This window comes from Stakelama flava, from assembly GCF_019351405.1.
GTDB classification, from domain to species: Bacteria; Pseudomonadota; Alphaproteobacteria; order Sphingomonadales; family Sphingomonadaceae; genus Sphingomonas; species Sphingomonas flava_A.
Genome location: NZ_JAHWZX010000004.1, coordinates 143,993 through 161,449, shown reverse-complemented (window position 1 = coordinate 161,449; position 17,457 = coordinate 143,993). Strand labels below are relative to the sequence as shown.

Sequence of the window (17,457 nt, the reverse complement as noted above, 5' to 3'; positions counted from 1 at the left end):
CGACAGTCCGGCGGTCGCGCCGGAAATCAGACGATCAGCGCAGATAATCGAGCAGCGTGAGGCTGTTGAGCTGGCTGAACACCGAATAGCTTGCCTTCAGAACGGTCTGCTGCTGGGCAAGGTCGATTGCCACCTGCCCCAGATCGGCATCCTCGTTCCTGCTAATCACGTCCTGCAGTACCAGTGCGCGTTCGTCCGATCGGGTCACCAGCGTTTCGGCCTGGGCCTGGCGGCGGCCATTGTCCGCGTTGATCGCGCGCACATTGGTGAGCGCGGATTCAAGCTGGGTATGCGCCTCGGCGAGCGCCGCCGACTGTTCCTCGGTGATCGTGTCGCCGAACGGCCCGGCAGCGGCCAGCGTCGCAAACGCCTTCATCATGCCGGTGCCAAGATCGCTGGCGAGCACGCCATATTCCATGTCCAGCCGGTCGCCGACCCGCGCGGTTGCGCGCGCATTACCGTTGGTAAAGGCGTCTGACAGATCGAGGCCGACAAGGTCTTCGAGCTTTTGCGGTTTGAACGGCGCGCTGTCGCTACCGCCACCGAAGAGCGGGATTCCCGCTTCTTCGCCATTCAGCGCGCTTCGCACCTGCGCGAATGCCGACTCTATCGCTTCGCCCAGACCCGCGCCTTCGCGCGTGCCGATCGCGGTCAGCAAGCGCTGGCTCAGGTCCATGCCCTGTTCTTCGATTGAACTGATATTCGCATCGTACAGCGACAGGGTGGTGCCAAGCCGCTGCGCGACCTGCCCTTGCGATTCCTGCCGCGCCAGCATCGAATGTGCGGAAAGCGTGCGAACCGCTTCGGTGCCGAGCGACGCGAGGTCGGGTGCCTTTTTGCCCGTGGAAAGCTGCGCTTGGGTGTCGGCCAGCGCCTCCTGGCTGCGCCGGATGGCGTCCATCGTGGTTTTCTGCAACGGTATGGTGGCGACGCGCATTACCGGTCCTTTCAGCCCATCATCGCGATAAGCGTCTGATACATTTCGCTGGCGGTGGTCATTACCCGGGCAGCGGCGGAATAGCTGTTCTGCAGGACGACCATCTGCGACAATTCCTCGTCGATATTGACGCCCGAATAGCTATCGCGGCGGTTGACGGCATCGTCACGCCTTGCAGTGGCATCGGCCAGCCGGTCCTGCGCTTGCGACGCCTCGGTTCCCGCCTTGCCGAGCAGCTGGTTTGAAAAGCGTTCCAGCGACAGAACGCCGTCCTTGCCCAGATCGACCGAATTCGACAACGCATCGGCATAGCCCTGCGCCCCGCGCGTGTCGGCCGAACCGAGCGCGCTCGCGCCGACGGCGGCGCTTGTGTCCAGAAAAGCGAGCGGCAAGCGGCTGGTGTCGTTGCGGATGTCGGTCCGCACTTCGCCCGAGCGGAGGCCGGAGGAAAGACCGCTCAACCCCGAAATCATCGAAAAAGATGCGCCGGTGCCCAGGCGGTCGGTCGAATCGACCGGAACCGAAATAGTCGATCCGGCAAACGCGGCATTGGCTTCGAACCGGAACCGGCCTGCATCGTCGATCCGGAAACTGCCATATTGTCCCATCGGACCGCTGTTCAGATCGTCGAGCAGATCGCCCATCGTGCCGCCGCCTGTCGGGGTCAGCGTCGTTTGCGCTAGAATTCGCCCGCTTCCGTCGCGCAATTCGATGCCGACGGTCTGACCATCGGAAAAGCCATGCGGGTCGGCGGCGGTTAAGCCGGTCGGCGCCAAAATGCCGTCATCGCTGCGAATAAGGTCGTTAAGCCCGAAGAATTGCGAGAAGCCGACCCCTGCCCGCTGCGCGGGATTATCCGGGTCGTCGGCGACCGCAATGCCCTGCCCCGTTCCATTCGCGGAAATCGAAAGCGTTCCGTTGGCGAATGTCGCGGTGCCCGCGCCGCCCAGCCCTGCATTGATGGCGGCAACGGCATCGGCGATCGTAGCGCCCGTGCCGAGCGAGTCGAAATCCACCGTGGTTTTCGCGGTCACGGTCCCGTCGGCGGCAGTGACCGCGAAGACGGTGCTGCCGGTAAAGCCCAGCCGATCGCTCGACGCGAATGGTGTATTCGCCCCGACCAGTTGCGACGGCGCGGGAACCGCGCTGGCAGCGTTCGACGCTTCGTTCAGCGTGCGGGCAAGGCCCGTAAACAGGCTGCCCATCTGTTCGCGAAGCGCGGGCAGCGTTCGGTCCCTCAGGTCGAGCAGCCCGCCAAGCTTGCCGCCGGTCGCCGAGGATTCGATCCGATCGCCGGTAGCGACGCCAAGGCCACCGGCGGAATCGGCAAAGCGTATCTCGATCCCCGGATGGCCCGGCTGCGCGCTTCCCGCCCCGCCATTGGGGTAGGACAGCAGCCGCAGACGACTGTCGATCAGCGGCGCGCCGCCGGCAGTGTCGATATTGACCCGGCCATTGGGTTGCAGGCGGACATTGACCGCCATCAGGCTGCTCAATTCCTCGACGGCGGCATTGCGCTGATCGACCGAACCGGCGGACGTCTTGCCCAGCCCGTCAAGGCGCGAAACGGTGGAGTTCAAGTCGTAGATGCGCGAAAGCAGCGTATTGATCCGCTCTACCGTGCTGCCCACTTCCTGATCGGCATCGCTCGTGAGGCTTTCGATATCGCTGTCGAGCTGCTGCATCGATGCAATCGAATCGCTTGTCTTGGCGACGAAATCGGCCGCATTCTGGCTCGCGCCAAGCGAGCCGGTCATTGCGATCGCGGCGGACGAGATCGCGTCGAGCCGGGCCGGAAGGCTCGATTCCGAACCCGGCGCGCCGAGCAGCGCCTGCGCACGGTCGAGATAGTCCGACCGCGCCTCGGTCAGTCCCACCTCGGTCGCGCGCATATAGGCGGCTGCTTCCAGAAAACGGTCGGCGACCCGCTCGGGCTGGCTCACGACGACGCCGCTTACCCGTCCGGCGGTAACCCCGGCCGCCTGCGTCACGCGTTCGCGGGCGTAACCGGGGGTGCCGACATTGGCGATGTTGGTGGAAACCGTCCGCAGCCCGGACTGCGCTGCGCCCAGTCCCGACAGTGCCGATCCCAAAATGTCATTCAGCGACACTGACGGCGTCCCCTATCCTAACCGAAACGCATCAGCGCTTCAGGTTGCTGACTTCCTGAAGCATGTCGTCGACCGTGGTGATGATCTTCGACGATGCGCTATACGCCCGCTGGAAGCGGATCATGTTGCTGAATTCCTCGGCCAGATCGACCGTGGAGGCTTCCAGCGTTCCCGCGCGCACGACGCCCGAACCCAGCGCGCCGGGCCGGTTGATCGCATAGGCGCCCGACTGATCCGAAACCATGTAGGCGTTGCCGGACATGCGGGTCAGGCCGTCGGGATTGGCGAAGGTGGCAATAGGCAGCTGGAACACGTCGCGCGTGACGCCATTGTCGAACACCGCGCTCACCACGCCGTCGTCGGAAACCTGCACCGAAGAAATCGTGCCCAGCATTCCGCCGTCGACATCCGACGTAATCAGCGCCGATTCCGAACCGAACTGGCTAAGGCCGCTAAGGCCGCCATTGGTGCCGAGGCCCATGTTGATCGTCTGCGCACCGGCACCGTTGGTCCAGTTGATCGCCAGCGGATCAAACATCGCCGAGGTATATTGCGTGTCGTCGATGATCGGGCTGCCGTCCGAATTGAAGCGGATTTCGCCGCTGGCGAGCAGGCCGTTCGCCGCGGTGACTTCCGACGGATCGGCATAGACTTCGCCCTGCCACTGATTCGCGCCCGTTTTCACGAACGACATGGTGACGCGATGGGTGCCGCCCTGGGCGTCATACACATCGAACGAGCGGCTGAAGGTCGGTTCGACCGCGCCGGTCGCCATGTCCCCGGCATTATACGGAGTGGCGAGTGCTTCGGCCGACGATTGCAGGTTGGCGCGAATGTCGATGCTGGACGTGGCGGCCGCCGATCCGGTCAGGTCGCTCACGCGCACCGCTTCGAGGCCGTTGATATTGCCGGTATTGGTGAAACCGCCCTCCGCGTCGAGCCGCCAGCCCATCAGATACAGGCCGGATGCGTTGCGCAGATAACCCGATTCATCGGGCTTGAACGATCCCGCCCGGGTAAAGGCGACATCGGCATTGGCGTCCGGACCGGTGCGGGTGACGAAGAAGCCCGCGCCCTCGATCCCCAGATCGGTTGAGTTGGACGAAGCCTGTAGCAGGCCCTGTTTCGAAATCAGCGCCTGGGGCGATGCAGCGACGCCGCCCGCCGAATAGCTGCTCTTCAATCCGCTGTCGGTCACCAGGGTGCGGAACTGGGTGTCCGTCCCCTTGTACCCGACGGTGTTGATGTTGGTGATGTTGTCCGCAACCGCGGCCATTGCGAATGATTCCGCGCTCAGACCGGACACACCGGCGTACAGGGCCGAATAAAGGCTCAAGAGGGATCTCCCGTCATCTGCGCCCACAATGGCGCGTCGTTTCCCATGATAGGAGGCGCGCGGGGCGACCGGTCCGAAGCGATACGCAAAAAATATACCCGGCAATTTTTTCCGCCCTGCGCGTCGGGGGCGGGCAGCAGGCTTCTATAACAGGGCAAACGCATCTGATTTGTCTGGAGGCTGCAATGCTTCGTATTTCCCTGCGCGACGGTGAAGCGCTTATCATCAACGGCGCTTTGCTGCGCGCTTCGGGCCGTACCGACCTGATCGTCGAGAACCAGGCGGCGCTGCTGCGCGGTCGCGAAATCATGACGCCCGAAGAGGCCGACACCCCGGCCAAGCAGCTCTATTTCGCGTGCATGATGGCGTATATCGGCGAGGATAGCGAAAAACATCGCGATTCGATCATCGATGCGCTTCGCCTGCTGATGCCCACGCTCGACGACATCGCGGCGAAGGCGGCATGCGTCGCGTTCGCCAATCATGTGGCGGTCGGCGATTATTACAAGGGTCTGGCCCAGTGCCGCGCGCTGATCGCGCATGAACAGGCCGCCAACAGCAACACCGTCGCCGCCTGAGCATCGCCGCATGCAAACGCTTGCCTCCGCCGCACGCGCCATCGGTTCGCTGCCGCTCGACCTGCGCCATGGCAGGGTCGTGTCAGTGCGCGGCGCACTGATCGAAGTGGAGGGACTTGGCGGCGCGGCGCAGATCGGATCGCGCATGTCGATCGAAACCGGATCGGGCGTGCTTGCCGCCGAAGTCACCGGCTTTGAATCGGGACTGGCGCAATGCCTTCCCTTCAGCGACCCGCAGGGCCTGATGGTCGGAACCGCCGCCTGGCTGGAAGCGAGCAGCTTCGCCGTGCGTCCGTGCGATGGCTGGCTGGGGCGGATGGTCGACGGGCTTGGTAGGCCGATAGACGGCAAGCCGCCGCTTCCGCGCGGTCCGGAGCCGCAACCGATCAAGGCATCGCCACCCGCCGCCGCCGCGCGCGCGCGCGTCGGCCGCCGGATCGAAACCGGGGTTCGCTCGCTCGACCTGTTCGTACCGCTGTGCCGCGGCCAGCGGCTTGGCCTGTTCGCCGGATCAGGGGTCGGCAAGTCCGTGCTTCTGTCAATGCTGGCGCGCTGGACCGAATGCGACGTCGCGGTAATCGGCCTGATCGGTGAGCGCGGACGCGAAGTGCAGGAATTTGTCGAGGACGATCTTGGCCCCGAAGGACTGGCGCGCAGCGTCGTTGTGGTCGCAACCTCCGACGAACCGGCGCTGATGCGGCGTCAGGCGGCATGGACGACCATGGCAATCGCCGAACATTTCCGCGATCGCGGGCTGAATGTCCTGTGCCTGATGGATTCGGTTACCCGTTTCGCCATGGCCCAACGCGAAATCGGGCTGGCGAGCGGAGAGCCGCCCGCGACCAAGGGCTATACCCCAACCGTGTTTGCCGAACTGCCGCGCCTGCTCGAACGGGCGGGGCCGGGGTTGCCCGGTCAGGGATCGATCACCGGACTGTTTACCGTGCTGGTCGATGGCGACGATCACAATGAACCCGTCGCCGATGCGGTTCGCGGCATATTGGACGGGCATGTCGTCATCACCCGCCGGATCGCCGAGCGCGGCCGCTACCCGGCGATCGACCTGTTGAAATCGGTATCGCGCACCCTGCCCCACTGCCTGGAAACGGAGCAGAACGACACCCGGCTTGCCGCTCGGCGTGTGCTTTCGACCTATGCCGATATGGAGGACATCGTCCGGCTGGGCGCGTACAAGGCGGGATCGAACCCCGATGTCGACAATGCCGTGGCGATCGCCCCGCGCATCGAAACGCTGCTGACCCAGGGCAAGGGCGATCGCGGCGATATGAAACAGGCGTTTGCAACGATGGCGCAACTGGTGGAGGGCGGCGATGAAGACGCCCTATGACGCCGCGCTGCGCGCGCTGGAACATGAAATGGACGCGCTGAAACGTGTGATCGGCGCGGCGACGCAGCGCCTGGATGAGATGCAGTCGCTGCACGAAGCGCTTGAAGGGCAGATCGTGCACGAACAGAAGCTGGCGACGCTCGACCATATGCTGTTCGCCGACGCGTATCTGGCGCGCGCGCGCAACGAACGCGCGATGCTGAACGAACAGCGGTGCGCGGCGGAGGCCGAACTCGCCGAACTGCGCGACAAGGCTGCCGAACAATATGCCTCGATCCGTGCTGTCGGCAACGCCGCCGACCGGTATCGCGAAGAGGCGGAGCGCGCCCGCGACCGGGCGGAACAGCAACTTGTCGACGATGTGGTCGCCGCCCGGTTCGTCCGGTCGATGCGCCATGCACGAGACAGAAAGCGCCTGTCATGATCGAATCGCTAGACGCCAACCGGCTGTCCCCGGCAAAGCGCGCCGAACTTATCCACCGCACCGCGATGGCCGATGTCCAGCAGCGCCTGTGGCAGGCTGCACTGGGCCATGGCGACGATTTTTCATCCCAATATGATTCGCCCCGCCCCGCCGCCGGCGGCATGGATTTCGCGAGCATGGTGGCGCTGGTGTCGGCGAACCGGCCGGGCTCTGACGTCCGGCCGCAACCGCGCGCCGCAGTGATGACTCAGCCGGTTGCCGCCGTCGCGCAAACGGGGTCGCTCAATCTGGGCGCCAATGCCGATCGTGCCGGCACGCTGGAGGCAGCGGCGCAGCGCACCGGCGTTCCCGAAACCGCGCTCGCTGCGATCGTCGATGCGGAAGCGGCAAAGGATTCGTCCGGCCGCTGGAACACCTATTCGCGCAATCCGCGATCAAGTGCGGCGGGACTGGGCCAGTTCCTCAGCGGCACCTGGCAGGATATGGCGCGCCAGCCGGGCACATGGCTGAACAAGACCGCCGCCGCCAGGGGCTGGCTCGATGCGAGCGGAAATATCCGCTCCGCCGCGCGATCGGACCTGCTGCGCCTGCGCTATGATCCTGACGCGTCGATTCAGACGATCGCCGACTACGCCAGCCGCAATCTGGACCTGCTTGAACGCAAGGGCGTGACGGTTGGTTCGGATGCGACCAGCGTGGCGCGCACGGCATACATCGCGCACCACCTTGGCCCCGGCGACGCGATCCGCTTCCTCACCACCGGGCTTTCGGACGAACGCGCGGCCACGCTGCTCGCCGCGCAGATCGGCAGCAGCAAGGCGCGTCAGGCGATCGCCGCGGCGGGCGATGCCAGCGTCGCGCATCGCGCCTGGCTGCGCGGCTATGTCGCGAATTCGGTCCAGCCGCAGCGTTACGCCTGATATTCGGCAACCAATTTGCTGAATTTTCCCGGCCCGCGCCCCGACTTCCGGTAATCTACTATAATGATCCATCGCCTGTGTTTCTTTTGTGACGCGCGGTGATTCGGATTTTTGAATGACCGCGTCCGATGCGACGTCGAAATCAGCGAAATCCGAACGTCGGGACGTTAATTTCTTTAAGGCAGGCATTTCGCCGCCATCGGCGAAATCCACGAAAAACTGCGGGTTGGCCGACCGGGTCATTGTATAAATACCTATGGTCCTGCGTGATTCCCCATAGGGCGGTAGTTCATATCCCTTAATTCCGGGACGCCATTCTTTCTCCTACCGACGGACTGCAACGCATTCCGCCGGATCATGTCAGGGGAAAGTTCAATGTCGAAGATCACCGCCGCCCTCGAAGTTGCCGTCGCCGAAGTCATCGCCAATCTGCCGAAGGACGGCGAAAAGCAGACCAATCGCCAGCGTGTCGCTTCCGATCGCGCCTTCGCCAGGGTTCTTGACCTCGTTGCCCCGCGCATCCGTCACTTCATTCGCCAGTACGGCCTGATCGCGCATTGGGACGATGCCGAACAGTGCTGCGCCATCGGCGTGCACCGCGCGATCCAGGCCTATGACCCTTCGAAGGCGCAGTTCACGACCTTCGTCAACTGGCAGCTTCGCGGCGAATTGCAGAGCCTTCGCTTCCGCGTCATGACCGATCAGCGCCCGTCGGCGAAGAAGGTCGATGCCACCACCGTTTCGCTGCACGCCACCGCAACCGGCGACGATGGCGAAACCACCTCGCTGGAAAGCATGGTAGAGGATGAGGATGCGCTGGAACGCACCGAAGCGGCGGCGGCAGAGCATCTCGCCGACAATACCCGCGAAGCGCTGCTCGACGCCTATGTCGAACATCTGCGTGAGGTGGGCCTTGACCAGCTTCGCCGCCGCGCCCGTAACCAGCGTTCGCGCCAGAACGACGACTCCTCGCTGCCCCGGTTCCGCGCCAAGGGCGGCATCGATGCCGACGAGCTGGCCGAACTGGAAGAGCGACTGGCCAGCCAGCGCGAAATCGTTGCGCATCGGCTGAACGACGATCTGTCGGACATGACCGACGATCCGCAGGAACGCGAACGGCTTCGCCAGGTCGCCAAGCGTGCGGCCAAGACCATCGCCAAGATTGCCGAAACCGACGAACGCTTCGGCGGCATGTTCGAACGTCGCAAGCCGCAACCGCGTCGCCGCGACACCGACCGGATCGAAACGCGTCAGTCTCTGCTGCCCGATGCCGTCAATTCACAGGGAACCCGCGTCATGGTGGTGGAGGCCACCGACATGGAAGGCGCGCGCGTCGCCCTCCCCATGGCCGACGCCTTCCCCGCCGCCCGCTCGCGGTTGAACTAACCACTTTTCCCGTTCGGGAAGACTGCCCGCTTCGGCCCCCTGCCGAAGCGGGCAGTTTTTGTTGTTGATCGGGCATTCCCTGACACTATGAGCAGGTCCGCAGGATAACCGGTTCCCTGCCTCGACAGCACGAACCAGGCCGCGCTTTCCTTTCCAGTTCTTTCGTCGGCCGGAAGAGACGCCCACGCCGCCCGCTATTTACAATCAGATTAACCTAACCCGTCTAATTATCTAGGATGGATTAGTTTTTTCTGGCAGTTATGCGTTAATCGCGTAAATTGCACGGTAGAACGAAGCACGACCCGAATGGAAGCGCGCCTGACCTGGACGACGAATCACACTGTTCGGCCGGTATCGTATCTGGCCCTGGCGGCTATCGCTGCGGCGACCGTGCAGCTTTTTGCAACCTTTTCACCCGACGCGACCCTCAGTTCCTTCGGTGCATTGCACGTCTGGGATGTTCCGCTGCGTTGCGCCTCTGTATGGGCGCTTGGCGTCGCCTTGCTGGGGGTGGATCGCAAATGGCCGGTGTGGAGTATCGCCGTGCTTTGCGGCTTTGCCTGCGCAGTCGCCGCGACCAATCTGGCGGTCGCCTTATCCTTCGACACCACCAGCATATACCGGTTGCTTTTCGCGCTGATGATCGGGCCGCTCACCCTTGGCATATGGCTCGCGTCCGGCCGGACCCCGCTGGTCATGGGCCTTGCCACGCTATGCGCGACCGTTGCCTCCGGTCCGGTAACCGTTGCTGCGGTCAAATCGATCGAGCAGCGCCTGCTCCCCTTTCCAGATTTTGTCATGATCGTGCCGCCGGGCAATGCCGTCGCGCTCGTCCTGATGACGATCGGCCTGCTGATGCTCGCATCGCGACGCGCGATCGATTATCAGGAAAATCGCGGGCGGCGGCTCGGCGCGGGCCGGGCGGTGCCGCTGCTACTTGCCGTGCCGTGCTTTGTCGGGCTTCTCGACCTCATCATTTTCATGCTGGAACCGGCTCGCTGGATTCTGATCGTCACCATGGTCACCCAGACGGCGGTTCTGGGCATTCTGATGCTTTGGATATTCCGCCTTCTCGCCGACGAACGTTCCACCGCGCGGGCGTTTGCGCGGGTCGCCGATCTGACGCCGATCGCCCTGGTCGACGGCGATGGTCGCATCGTCCATTGGTCGCGCGGGTGCGAGATGCTGTACGGCTGGTCGGCGAAAGAGGCGCTGGGAAAGGTCAAATCGGCGCTGCTGCAATCACAGGGGATCGACGATCAGGAGCGTATGCACTCGAGCGATAGCGCGATTGAAAATGAATTGATCGAACAACATCGCGACGGTGCGAAGCTTCACATCCTCGAACGCCGGCTGGTCACGGAAGACCATACGGAACAGCAGGTCACGGTTCTTTCGATGACCGATATCAGCCAGCGCGTGGCGACCGAAGTGGCGCTGCGCGACAGTGACGCGCGACTTACGCTGGCGGCGGAAGCGCACGCCATCGCTATCTTCGAATGGACCGCCAAACACGACAGGCTGCGCTGGATCAACGACACAGAAACCCAGCTTGGCGTTCCGGCCGGAACCATGACCGAATATGCAAGCTGGCGCGCGCTCTGCTTCCCGGCCGATCTGGAGGAGCTCGACAAGCGCATCGAAGCAACGATCTGGGCCAAGGCGGAACGTTTTTCCTTCTTCTACCGGCTGAGCCTGCCGTCGGGAGAGGTTCGCGCCGTCGAAGGGTCGGCGCGCTGTTTCTACGATGAAAACGGCCGTCTGGAGCGAACGATCGGCGTCAATATCGACGTTACCGCGCGCGTCGATCGCGAAGCGCAGCTGGCGGCGCGCGAAGCGCAACTGCGCTCGATCCTCGATACGGTTCCCAGCGCGATGATCGTGATCGACGAACATGGCGTCATCCTGACCTTCAGCAAGGCGGCGGAGCAGCTGTTCGGCTATTCGGCGGCGGTGGCGGTGGGCAAGAACGTGTCGGTGTTGATCGCGGACATTCATCTGGGCAGCTATCAGGACGGCCTTGCGCGCTTTTTGGAAAGCGGAGAGCGGCGAATGATCGGCGCGCAGCGGATGATGACCGCCGTTCATGCCGATGGCCACCAGATACCGGTGGAGGTGCGGGTCGGCGAAGCGCGCTACAGCGACACGCGCGTTTTCACCGCCTTCGTTCAGGACATTTCCGACCGGCTGAAGAACGAAGAGCGGCTCGACAATCTTCGCAGCGAACTGACGCATGTCGGTCGGCTGAACGCGATGGGCGAGCTCGCCGCCGGTCTGGCGCACGAAATCAATCAGCCGCTCTCTGCGATCGCCAATTACATGGCCACCGCCGAAATGATGCTCGACGACGACCAGTTGAAGCGCAGCAGGCTTCGCGCACAGCTGGGCGCCGCCCGGCAGCAATCGCTGCGTGCGGGCCAGATCATCCGGCGCATGCGCGACTTCGCGTCGAAGCGTGAGACCGACAGCCGCGTCGAACTGGTCCATTCGGTGATCGAGGAGGCGACGACGCTGGTCCTTACCGGCTATGACCGCTTGGGTATTGATATCGAATATGATTTATCCGACAGCGCATTGTATATGCTGGGCGATCGCATTCAGGTGCAGCAGGTATTGGTCAATCTGCTGCGCAACAGCATGGACGCGGTCGCGGGCGTGCCGCGCGAACATCGCGTCATCACAATTGGTTCGCGTTCGCTCGACAACGAAATGCTGGAACTGAGCGTAAGTGATAGCGGGCCGGGGATCGCGCAGGAAGTGCTCAACGAAATCTATATGCCGTTCAAGACAACCAAGGGCGAAAGCGGCATGGGGATCGGCCTTTCAATCTGTCGCCGCATCGTAGAAGCGCATGGCGGCACGTTGAGCGCCGAAAACAAACCGGAAGGGGGGGCACGGTTTCGTTTCACATTGCCCCGTGTGGAAAAAGAGGAGGTGTCGGCATGATGCGTAGCGTCTACATCGTTGACGACGACGATCCGGTACGCGGTTCGCTGCAGGGGCTGCTGTCGGAAAGACCCGAACATCAGATTCGCGTCTTTCGATCGGGCGACGATTTTCTGGAAAGTATCGAGCCGGAGGATGGCGGCGTCCTGTTGCTCGACTATCATATGCCCGGCAGCAACGGGCTGGACGTGCTCCGCCTGCTCGGCGAACAGCGTTCCCGTTTCGCGGCAGTGATCCTGACCGGCCAGGGCGATGTCTCGGTCGCGGTTCAGGCGATGAAGGCCGGCGCAGTCGATTTTCTGGAAAAGCCCTATGATCCCTATCACCTGCTGCGCGTCGTCGAAGCAGCGTTCAAACGGTTCGAAAGCGATACAGGGCAGCAGGAACGGCTGAAGGCCGCGACCGACCGGATCGATCGGCTCAGCCCGCGCGAGCGCGACGTGTTGATGGGCCTGATCGAAGGCCGCGCGAACAAGGTGATCGCCCACGATCTCGACCTGTCGCCGCGCACAGTTGAAATCTATCGCGCGAACATGATGGAAAAGCTGGGCGTTGGCAGTCTTTCGGAAGCGCTGCGCGTTGCCTTCGCCGCGGGAATGGTGCCCGTCCCCTGAACGGACGGGCCAGCCCGCGAACCGTCAGGCCGCGAGCACTTCTTCCGACAGGCCTTCCAGAATCGAACGGTTGACGTCGATCAGCGGTTCGATCGATTCCTCGCCCGAAACGACCTTGCTGGTATAGCGGTCGACCCACAAGCCGATCGAAACGATCGACGCGCGCACTTCGTCCGGCAAGGTATTGCCCGGCCCACCGCAAAGCGCGGCGAAGGTGTTCCACATTTCACGATTGCGATGCAGCGCAGGCATCAGCCGCGCACCGGTCAGCCCCGCTTCGTGTGCGCTGAACAATTCGCCGGTAATCTGACCAATCAGGCGACGCTCGGTTGCGCGCGGGGTTTCGGCCAAAGTGCGGGTGCGTTGATAGGCGTTGAGCGACATGAACCTTCCTCGTTGGCCTCAGCCCCTATTCTAGAGGACGCTCGCCCCCGCCGGTCGCCGCGGACACACAGCGATCACAACAGTTAATTCGCGGGCGCACCAAAAGCATGACGCCCGCGTCCGGGCATTGCCGCCCCGTCCTATAATCCCAGCTATCGACGCTTGACGGCGTAGCACCAGGGGACCGTTCGACATCATGCTAAATGGCGTAGGCTTCATCATTATTCTTGCCTGCGTGTTCGGCAGCTTCATCTGGGCCGGCGGCAAGATGGAGGTCGTGCTGCACGCGCTTCCGCACGAAATGATGGCGATCGGCGGAGCGGCGATCGGCGCTTTTCTGGTGTCGAACCCGATGTCGGTGGTGAAAGCCGCCGGGCGCGGCGTGATGCGTTCGTTCAAGGGCAGCCGCTGGAAACACAGCGACTATCAGGATTTGCTGACGCTGATGTTCGCGTTGCTGGCCACGTTCAAAAAGGGCGGCGCGGTAACGCTGGAGCCGCATCTCGACGCGCCGGAGGAAAGCGAAATCTTCGCCCGGTATCCGCGCATTCTGGCCAACCATCACCTTGTCGCGTTCGTGTGCGACTATCTGCGCATGATGACGCTCAGCTTCGAAGATCCGCACCAGATCGCCGAAGCGATGGAAAACGATATCGAAGCGCACATCGCGCATGAAATGCACCCGCAGCACGCATTGCAGCAAATGGCGGACGGGCTGCCGGCGCTCGGCATCGTCGCCGCCGTGTTGGGCGTCATCAAGACGATGGGATCGATCGACCAGCCTGTGGAAATTCTGGGCGCGATGATCGGCGGCGCGCTAGTCGGCACCTTTCTGGGTGTGCTGCTGTCCTACTGTTTCGTCGGCCCCCTGGCGCAAAAGCTGCAGCAGGTGATCGCCGACGACGTGAAACCTTTCTTCATCATCAAAACCGCGATCGTCGCACATGCCCAGGGCATGCCGACCCAGGTCGCGGTCGAGATCGCCCGGCGCGCGGCGCCGACCGATTACGCCCCAACATTCCAGGAACTGGAAAACGCGCTCGAGGAGGCCAAGAGTGACCTTGCTGCCCAACCTGCCTGACGGTTCAGCCGACGCGATCGATACGATCGTGCTGCCCGTCAACGGCTCCACCGTGAACGGAGAGGAACTGAAGGTCCGCCTCGTCCTCGCCACCGATCTGGGTGGAGAGGTGATCGTCGACGCGGGCGAGGTCGAAAGCGTCGGCCAGGCGATGGTTCAGCTGTTGCTGGCCGGACGCGCCGAAGCCGACGCCAACGGGCATCCGTTCACCATCATCAATGCCAGCCCTGCCTTCAGAACCAGGATCGAGGCGCTGGGTCTTGCCGGCCCGCTGGGCCTTGCTACCGAAGAGGAAATAAAATCGTGAGCAAGCTGATCCTGACCGTCGATGATTCCGCGAGCATGCGGATGCTGCTCAAGGCCACCCTCACCGCGCAGGGGTATCGCATCGAAAGCGCCAATGACGGCAAGCACGGGCTTGAGCGGATGCATGAAGTGCGTCCCGACCTGCTCATCACCGACATCAACATGCCGGAGATGGACGGATTTGAACTGATAGAGGCGGTGCGCGGCATCACCGATTTCCGCGGCACCCCCATTCTGGTGCTATCGACCGAATTTTCGGACGAAAAGAAATCGCGCGCCCGTTCCGCCGGCGCGACCGGATGGATCACCAAACCCTTTGAACCGACCAAATTGGGGGCGGCCGTGCGCCGTGTATGCCCATGAGCGACGAACTCGACGAAATTCAGGCGATCTTCTTTGAAGAATGCGCCGAAGGGCTGACGGCGGCCGAAAGGGGCCTGTCGGCGATGCAGGATGGCGACACGTCTTCCGAAACGATCGCTGCGGTCTTTCGCGCCGTCCATTCGATCAAGGGCGGCGCCGGAGCGTTCGGTCATAGCGCGCTGACCGCCTTTGCCCATCGCTTCGAAAACCTGCTCGACGAAGTGCGCGCCGAACGAATCGCGGCCCCGCCCGAAACGGTGGCGGTGATGCTCACCGCGCTCGACGTCCTGTCCGATCATGTCGCCGCTGCGCAGGGCACGATCGCCACGCCCGACGACAGCGGATCGCTTGCCGCGCTCGATGCCATCCTGAACGCTGGCGGAGCATCTGCGCCAACGCCTGCGCCGGCGCCCGTAGCCGAACCGGAGCCGGTCGCCGTTGAGGATGACGATCCGTTCGGGTTCGAACCCGTGGCGGTGGCGATCGACGATTTCGACGCGCTTGACGGCGCACCGATCGATCTGCCCGATCTCGACGTGAAACCGGCGGCCGCTGCGGAGAAAGACGCAGCCCCCGGCTGGCACGTCCGTTTCGGTCCCTCGAACGATGCCATGGCGAACGGCGCAGAGCCGATGCTGGTCATCCGCGAACTGGAAGAGCTTGGCGGCCGGGTCACTGGCTATGACGCCAGCGCCCTCCCCCCGCTTCGTGAACTCGATCCCGAAAATGGCTATGTCAGCTGGACGCTCGAACTTCCCGAATGGTGCGACGAAGCGCGTATTCACGATGCCTTCGACTTTGTACCGCCCGATTCGCTGATCGTCATCGAGCGCGAGCCCCCCCCCGAAGAACCCACCGCTGATCCGGTCAGCGATAGCGCGCAGGAAGCGCCGGAGCCGCAGGCGCCCGTTCCTGCGGAGCCGACACCGGCCCCCGCCCTGGCAGCGGCCGAGCCGGCTCCTGCCAAACCGAAGGCCCGTCCGGTATCGGATGCGCGCGCGCCCGATCACGGATCGCAGACGATCCGCGTCGACCTGACGAAGCTGGACATGCTGCTGAATCTGGTCGGCGAACTGGTCATCCGCAACTCGATCCTATCCGACCGGCTCGATTCGGAGGACCAGGAACGCGTCGAACTGCCCGAACTCGCCCGGCTGACCCGCGAGATACAGGACAATGTGATGAGCCTGCGCGCGCAGCCGATCCGCCAGGCATTCAGCCGCGTCCCCCGGATGCTGCGCGATCTGCACGCCGAAACCGGCAAGATCATCGACCTCGAAACCTTCGGCGAAACGACCGAAGTCGACAAGGGCGTCATCGAAAAGATCGGCGACCCGTTGACTCATCTGATCCGTAACGCCGTCGATCACGGGCTGGAAACGCCTGAGGAACGCGTTCGCGTCGGAAAGCCCGAAGCGGGCACCGTCACCCTTTCGGCCGAACAGAAAGGCGCGCGAATCATCGTGACGGTCGCTGATGACGGCCGCGGCATCGATCGCGTCCGCGTTCGCGGCAAGGCGGTCGAACGCGGCCTGATCGCCCCGGATGCGAACCTGACCGACGAAGAGATCGACCAGCTTATCTGCGCGCCCGGCTTTTCGACCGCCGAAACAATATCGAACATATCCGGCCGCGGTGTCGGCATGGACGTTGTTCGTTCGAACGTGGAAGCGCTGGGCGGCCGCGTCGATATCAGTTCGGTCCCCGGCAAGGGTACGACGTTCACCCTGGTCCTGCCGCTGACGCTCGCCATTCTCGACGGGATGGTCGTCCGGCTGGGCGGGCAGCGCTTCGTCCTGCCGCTCGCCACGGTGGTCGAAACGCTCCAACCCGAACCCGATCAGGTCCGTTCGACCACGCCCGACAGCGAGGTGATCGAGGTGCGCGGCCAGTACATCCCGGTCCGTCGCCTGCCCCGTATGTTCGGACTGGAACGCGGTGAACGGCGGCCGATCGAGGACAGCCTGATCGTCGTCGTCGAAAACGATGCCGAGGGGCAGGTCGGTCTGCTGGTCGACACGATCGACGACCGCCGCGAGGTGGTGATCAAGAGCCTGGAAGAAAATCTCTACCCGATCCGCGGTCTGGGCGGCGCGACCATCCTGGGCGACGGCTCCATCGCACTCATTCTCGACGTGGATGCCCTGACGGCGCCCTCGCTTCATCAAACCCGTGCCCAGATGAGAGGAATTGCGGCATGAACGACCTGACCCTTGCTTCCGAAAACAAAACGCCTTCGGACATGGACACTGCCGGCGAAATGAAGATCGTCACCTTCGCGCTGGGCGATCAGGTGTTCGGCATCGATATGCGCTCCCTGATCGAAATCCGCGAATGGGCCGCGCCCACCCCGTTGCCCAGCGTGCCCAGCTATATTCTGGGCGTCAGCAACCTGCGCGGCACGGTGATCCCCATTGTCGGTCTGGCCGAACGGCTGGGCTGGGAACCCAGCGTCATCCATCCGCGCTCATGCGTGCTGGTCGTCGCGATTTCGGGAAAGCAGGCAGGGTTCCTTATCGACGAGGTGAATGACATCGTCGTCATTCAGCAAAATGCGATCCAGCCCGCGCCCGATGTTGAAATTCAGGAAGCGAATGTGATTTCCGGTCTGGTTCAGGTGCCCCAGCGCGCGACCGATGGCGGCGAGGACACCCATTCGATGGTCCTGCTGCTCGATCTCGACGCGCTGGCGATCACCCGCCACCTTGATCTGGCCGCCTGAG

16 protein-coding genes are annotated in these 17,457 nt (G+C 63.4%); 12 read left to right on the top strand and 4 right to left on the bottom strand.

Annotation, left to right across the window (positions count from 1 at the left end):
* Positions 1-34: 34 nt before the first annotated feature.
* From KY084_RS06095 to flgE, 3 genes are read right to left on the bottom strand one after another with little or no spacing between them, the layout of a single operon-like run.
* Entirely contained in the window at positions 35-937 is a 903-nt protein-coding gene (locus tag KY084_RS06095; RefSeq protein ID WP_219237552.1) for a flagellin, read from the bottom strand.
* Positions 938-948: 11 nt separating this feature from the next.
* Entirely contained in the window at positions 949-3,048 is a 2,100-nt protein-coding gene (locus KY084_RS06090; protein ID WP_219237551.1) for a flagellar hook-associated protein FlgK, read from the bottom strand.
* Between the two features lie 31 nt (positions 3,049-3,079).
* Positions 3,080-4,384 (bottom strand): flagellar hook protein FlgE, encoded by a 1,305-nt coding sequence (gene flgE, locus KY084_RS06085; RefSeq protein WP_219237550.1) that lies wholly within the window; start codon positions 4,382-4,384, stop codon positions 3,080-3,082.
* Positions 4,385-4,569: 185 nt separating this feature from the next.
* On the opposite strand from flgE, the gene KY084_RS06080 reads away from it, so the two are divergent.
* The 7 genes from KY084_RS06080 to KY084_RS06050 all read left to right on the top strand — a co-directional run bounded on the left by KY084_RS06080 (position 4,570) and on the right by KY084_RS06050 (position 12,600).
* The gene (locus tag KY084_RS06080; RefSeq protein WP_219237549.1) at positions 4,570-4,962 is read left to right on the top strand and encodes a flagellar biosynthesis repressor FlbT; all 393 of its coding nucleotides are present in this window, start codon (positions 4,570-4,572) and stop codon (positions 4,960-4,962) included.
* Between the two features lie 10 nt (positions 4,963-4,972).
* Positions 4,973-6,310 (top strand): flagellar protein export ATPase FliI, encoded by a 1,338-nt coding sequence (gene fliI / locus KY084_RS06075; protein ID WP_219237548.1) that lies wholly within the window; start codon positions 4,973-4,975, stop codon positions 6,308-6,310.
* A complete protein-coding gene (locus KY084_RS06070; protein ID WP_219237547.1) occupies positions 6,294-6,734 on the top strand; it encodes a hypothetical protein in 441 nt (146 codons plus the stop codon). The genes fliI and KY084_RS06070 overlap by 17 nt, the downstream gene beginning before the upstream one ends.
* Positions 6,731-7,654, top strand: coding sequence for a lysozyme family protein (locus KY084_RS06065; protein WP_219237546.1), 924 nt, complete (start codon positions 6,731-6,733; stop codon positions 7,652-7,654). The genes KY084_RS06070 and KY084_RS06065 overlap by 4 nt, the downstream gene beginning before the upstream one ends.
* A gap of 375 nt (positions 7,655-8,029) precedes the next feature.
* Positions 8,030-9,040 carry a sigma-70 family RNA polymerase sigma factor gene (locus tag KY084_RS06060; RefSeq protein ID WP_219237545.1) on the top strand — a complete coding sequence of 337 codons (1,011 nt, stop codon included), beginning with the start codon at positions 8,030-8,032 and terminating at the stop codon, positions 9,038-9,040.
* A 306-nt stretch (positions 9,041-9,346) separates the two neighbouring features.
* Entirely contained in the window at positions 9,347-11,986 is a 2,640-nt protein-coding gene (locus KY084_RS06055) for a PAS domain S-box protein (RefSeq protein WP_219237544.1), read from the top strand.
* On the top strand, positions 11,983-12,600 hold the full coding sequence (locus tag KY084_RS06050; protein WP_219237543.1) for a response regulator transcription factor: 618 nt from the start codon (positions 11,983-11,985) through the stop codon (positions 12,598-12,600). The genes KY084_RS06055 and KY084_RS06050 overlap by 4 nt, the downstream gene beginning before the upstream one ends.
* 24 nt (positions 12,601-12,624) lie before the next feature.
* Here KY084_RS06050 and flaF read toward each other — a convergent pair whose 3' ends face one another.
* Complete coding sequence (flaF, locus tag KY084_RS06045) at positions 12,625-12,984, bottom strand: flagellar biosynthesis regulator FlaF (protein WP_219237542.1); 360 nt, start codon at positions 12,982-12,984, stop codon at positions 12,625-12,627.
* 196 nt (positions 12,985-13,180) lie between these two features.
* On the opposite strand from flaF, the gene motA reads away from it, so the two are divergent.
* The 5 genes from motA to KY084_RS06020 are packed head-to-tail and all read left to right on the top strand — an operon-like array spanning position 13,181 to position 17,456.
* Positions 13,181-14,065, top strand: a complete 885-nt coding sequence (gene motA / locus KY084_RS06040) for a flagellar motor stator protein MotA (protein WP_219237541.1) — start codon at positions 13,181-13,183, stop codon at positions 14,063-14,065.
* Complete coding sequence (locus tag KY084_RS06035; RefSeq protein WP_343227962.1) at positions 14,040-14,372, top strand: STAS domain-containing protein; 333 nt, start codon at positions 14,040-14,042, stop codon at positions 14,370-14,372. The genes motA and KY084_RS06035 overlap by 26 nt, the downstream gene beginning before the upstream one ends.
* Complete coding sequence (locus tag KY084_RS06030) at positions 14,369-14,734, top strand: response regulator (RefSeq protein WP_219237540.1); 366 nt, start codon at positions 14,369-14,371, stop codon at positions 14,732-14,734. Before KY084_RS06035 ends, KY084_RS06030 begins: the two co-directional genes overlap by 4 nt.
* Positions 14,731-16,935, top strand: coding sequence for a chemotaxis protein CheA (locus KY084_RS06025; protein WP_219237539.1), 2,205 nt, complete (start codon positions 14,731-14,733; stop codon positions 16,933-16,935). The genes KY084_RS06030 and KY084_RS06025 overlap by 4 nt, the downstream gene beginning before the upstream one ends.
* Positions 16,932-17,456 carry a chemotaxis protein CheW gene (locus tag KY084_RS06020; RefSeq protein WP_246586924.1) on the top strand — a complete coding sequence of 175 codons (525 nt, stop codon included), beginning with the start codon at positions 16,932-16,934 and terminating at the stop codon, positions 17,454-17,456. The genes KY084_RS06025 and KY084_RS06020 overlap by 4 nt, the downstream gene beginning before the upstream one ends.
* The last annotated feature ends 1 nt before the right edge of the window (position 17,457 follow it).

Bases quoted from the DNA above. Each gene is read 5' to 3' on its own strand.
- KY084_RS06050 (WP_219237543.1), top strand. From the start codon at position 11,983: ATGATGCGTAGCGTCTACATCGTTGACGACGACGATCCGGTACGCGGT.
- KY084_RS06060 (WP_219237545.1), top strand. From the start codon at position 8,030: ATGTCGAAGATCACCGCCGCCCTCGAAGTTGCCGTCGCCGAAGTCATC.
- KY084_RS06095 (WP_219237552.1), bottom strand. From the start codon at position 937: ATGCGCGTCGCCACCATACCGTTGCAGAAAACCACGATGGACGCCATC.
- fliI (WP_219237548.1), top strand. From the start codon at position 4,973: ATGCAAACGCTTGCCTCCGCCGCACGCGCCATCGGTTCGCTGCCGCTC.
- KY084_RS06070 (WP_219237547.1), top strand. From the start codon at position 6,294: ATGAAGACGCCCTATGACGCCGCGCTGCGCGCGCTGGAACATGAAATG.
- KY084_RS06055 (WP_219237544.1), top strand. From the start codon at position 9,347: ATGGAAGCGCGCCTGACCTGGACGACGAATCACACTGTTCGGCCGGTA.
- flaF (WP_219237542.1), bottom strand. From the start codon at position 12,984: ATGTCGCTCAACGCCTATCAACGCACCCGCACTTTGGCCGAAACCCCG.
- motA (WP_219237541.1), top strand. From the start codon at position 13,181: ATGCTAAATGGCGTAGGCTTCATCATTATTCTTGCCTGCGTGTTCGGC.
- KY084_RS06065 (WP_219237546.1), top strand. From the start codon at position 6,731: ATGATCGAATCGCTAGACGCCAACCGGCTGTCCCCGGCAAAGCGCGCC.
- KY084_RS06025 (WP_219237539.1), top strand. From the start codon at position 14,731: ATGAGCGACGAACTCGACGAAATTCAGGCGATCTTCTTTGAAGAATGC.
- KY084_RS06020 (WP_246586924.1), top strand. From the start codon at position 16,932: ATGAACGACCTGACCCTTGCTTCCGAAAACAAAACGCCTTCGGACATG.
- KY084_RS06080 (WP_219237549.1), top strand. From the start codon at position 4,570: ATGCTTCGTATTTCCCTGCGCGACGGTGAAGCGCTTATCATCAACGGC.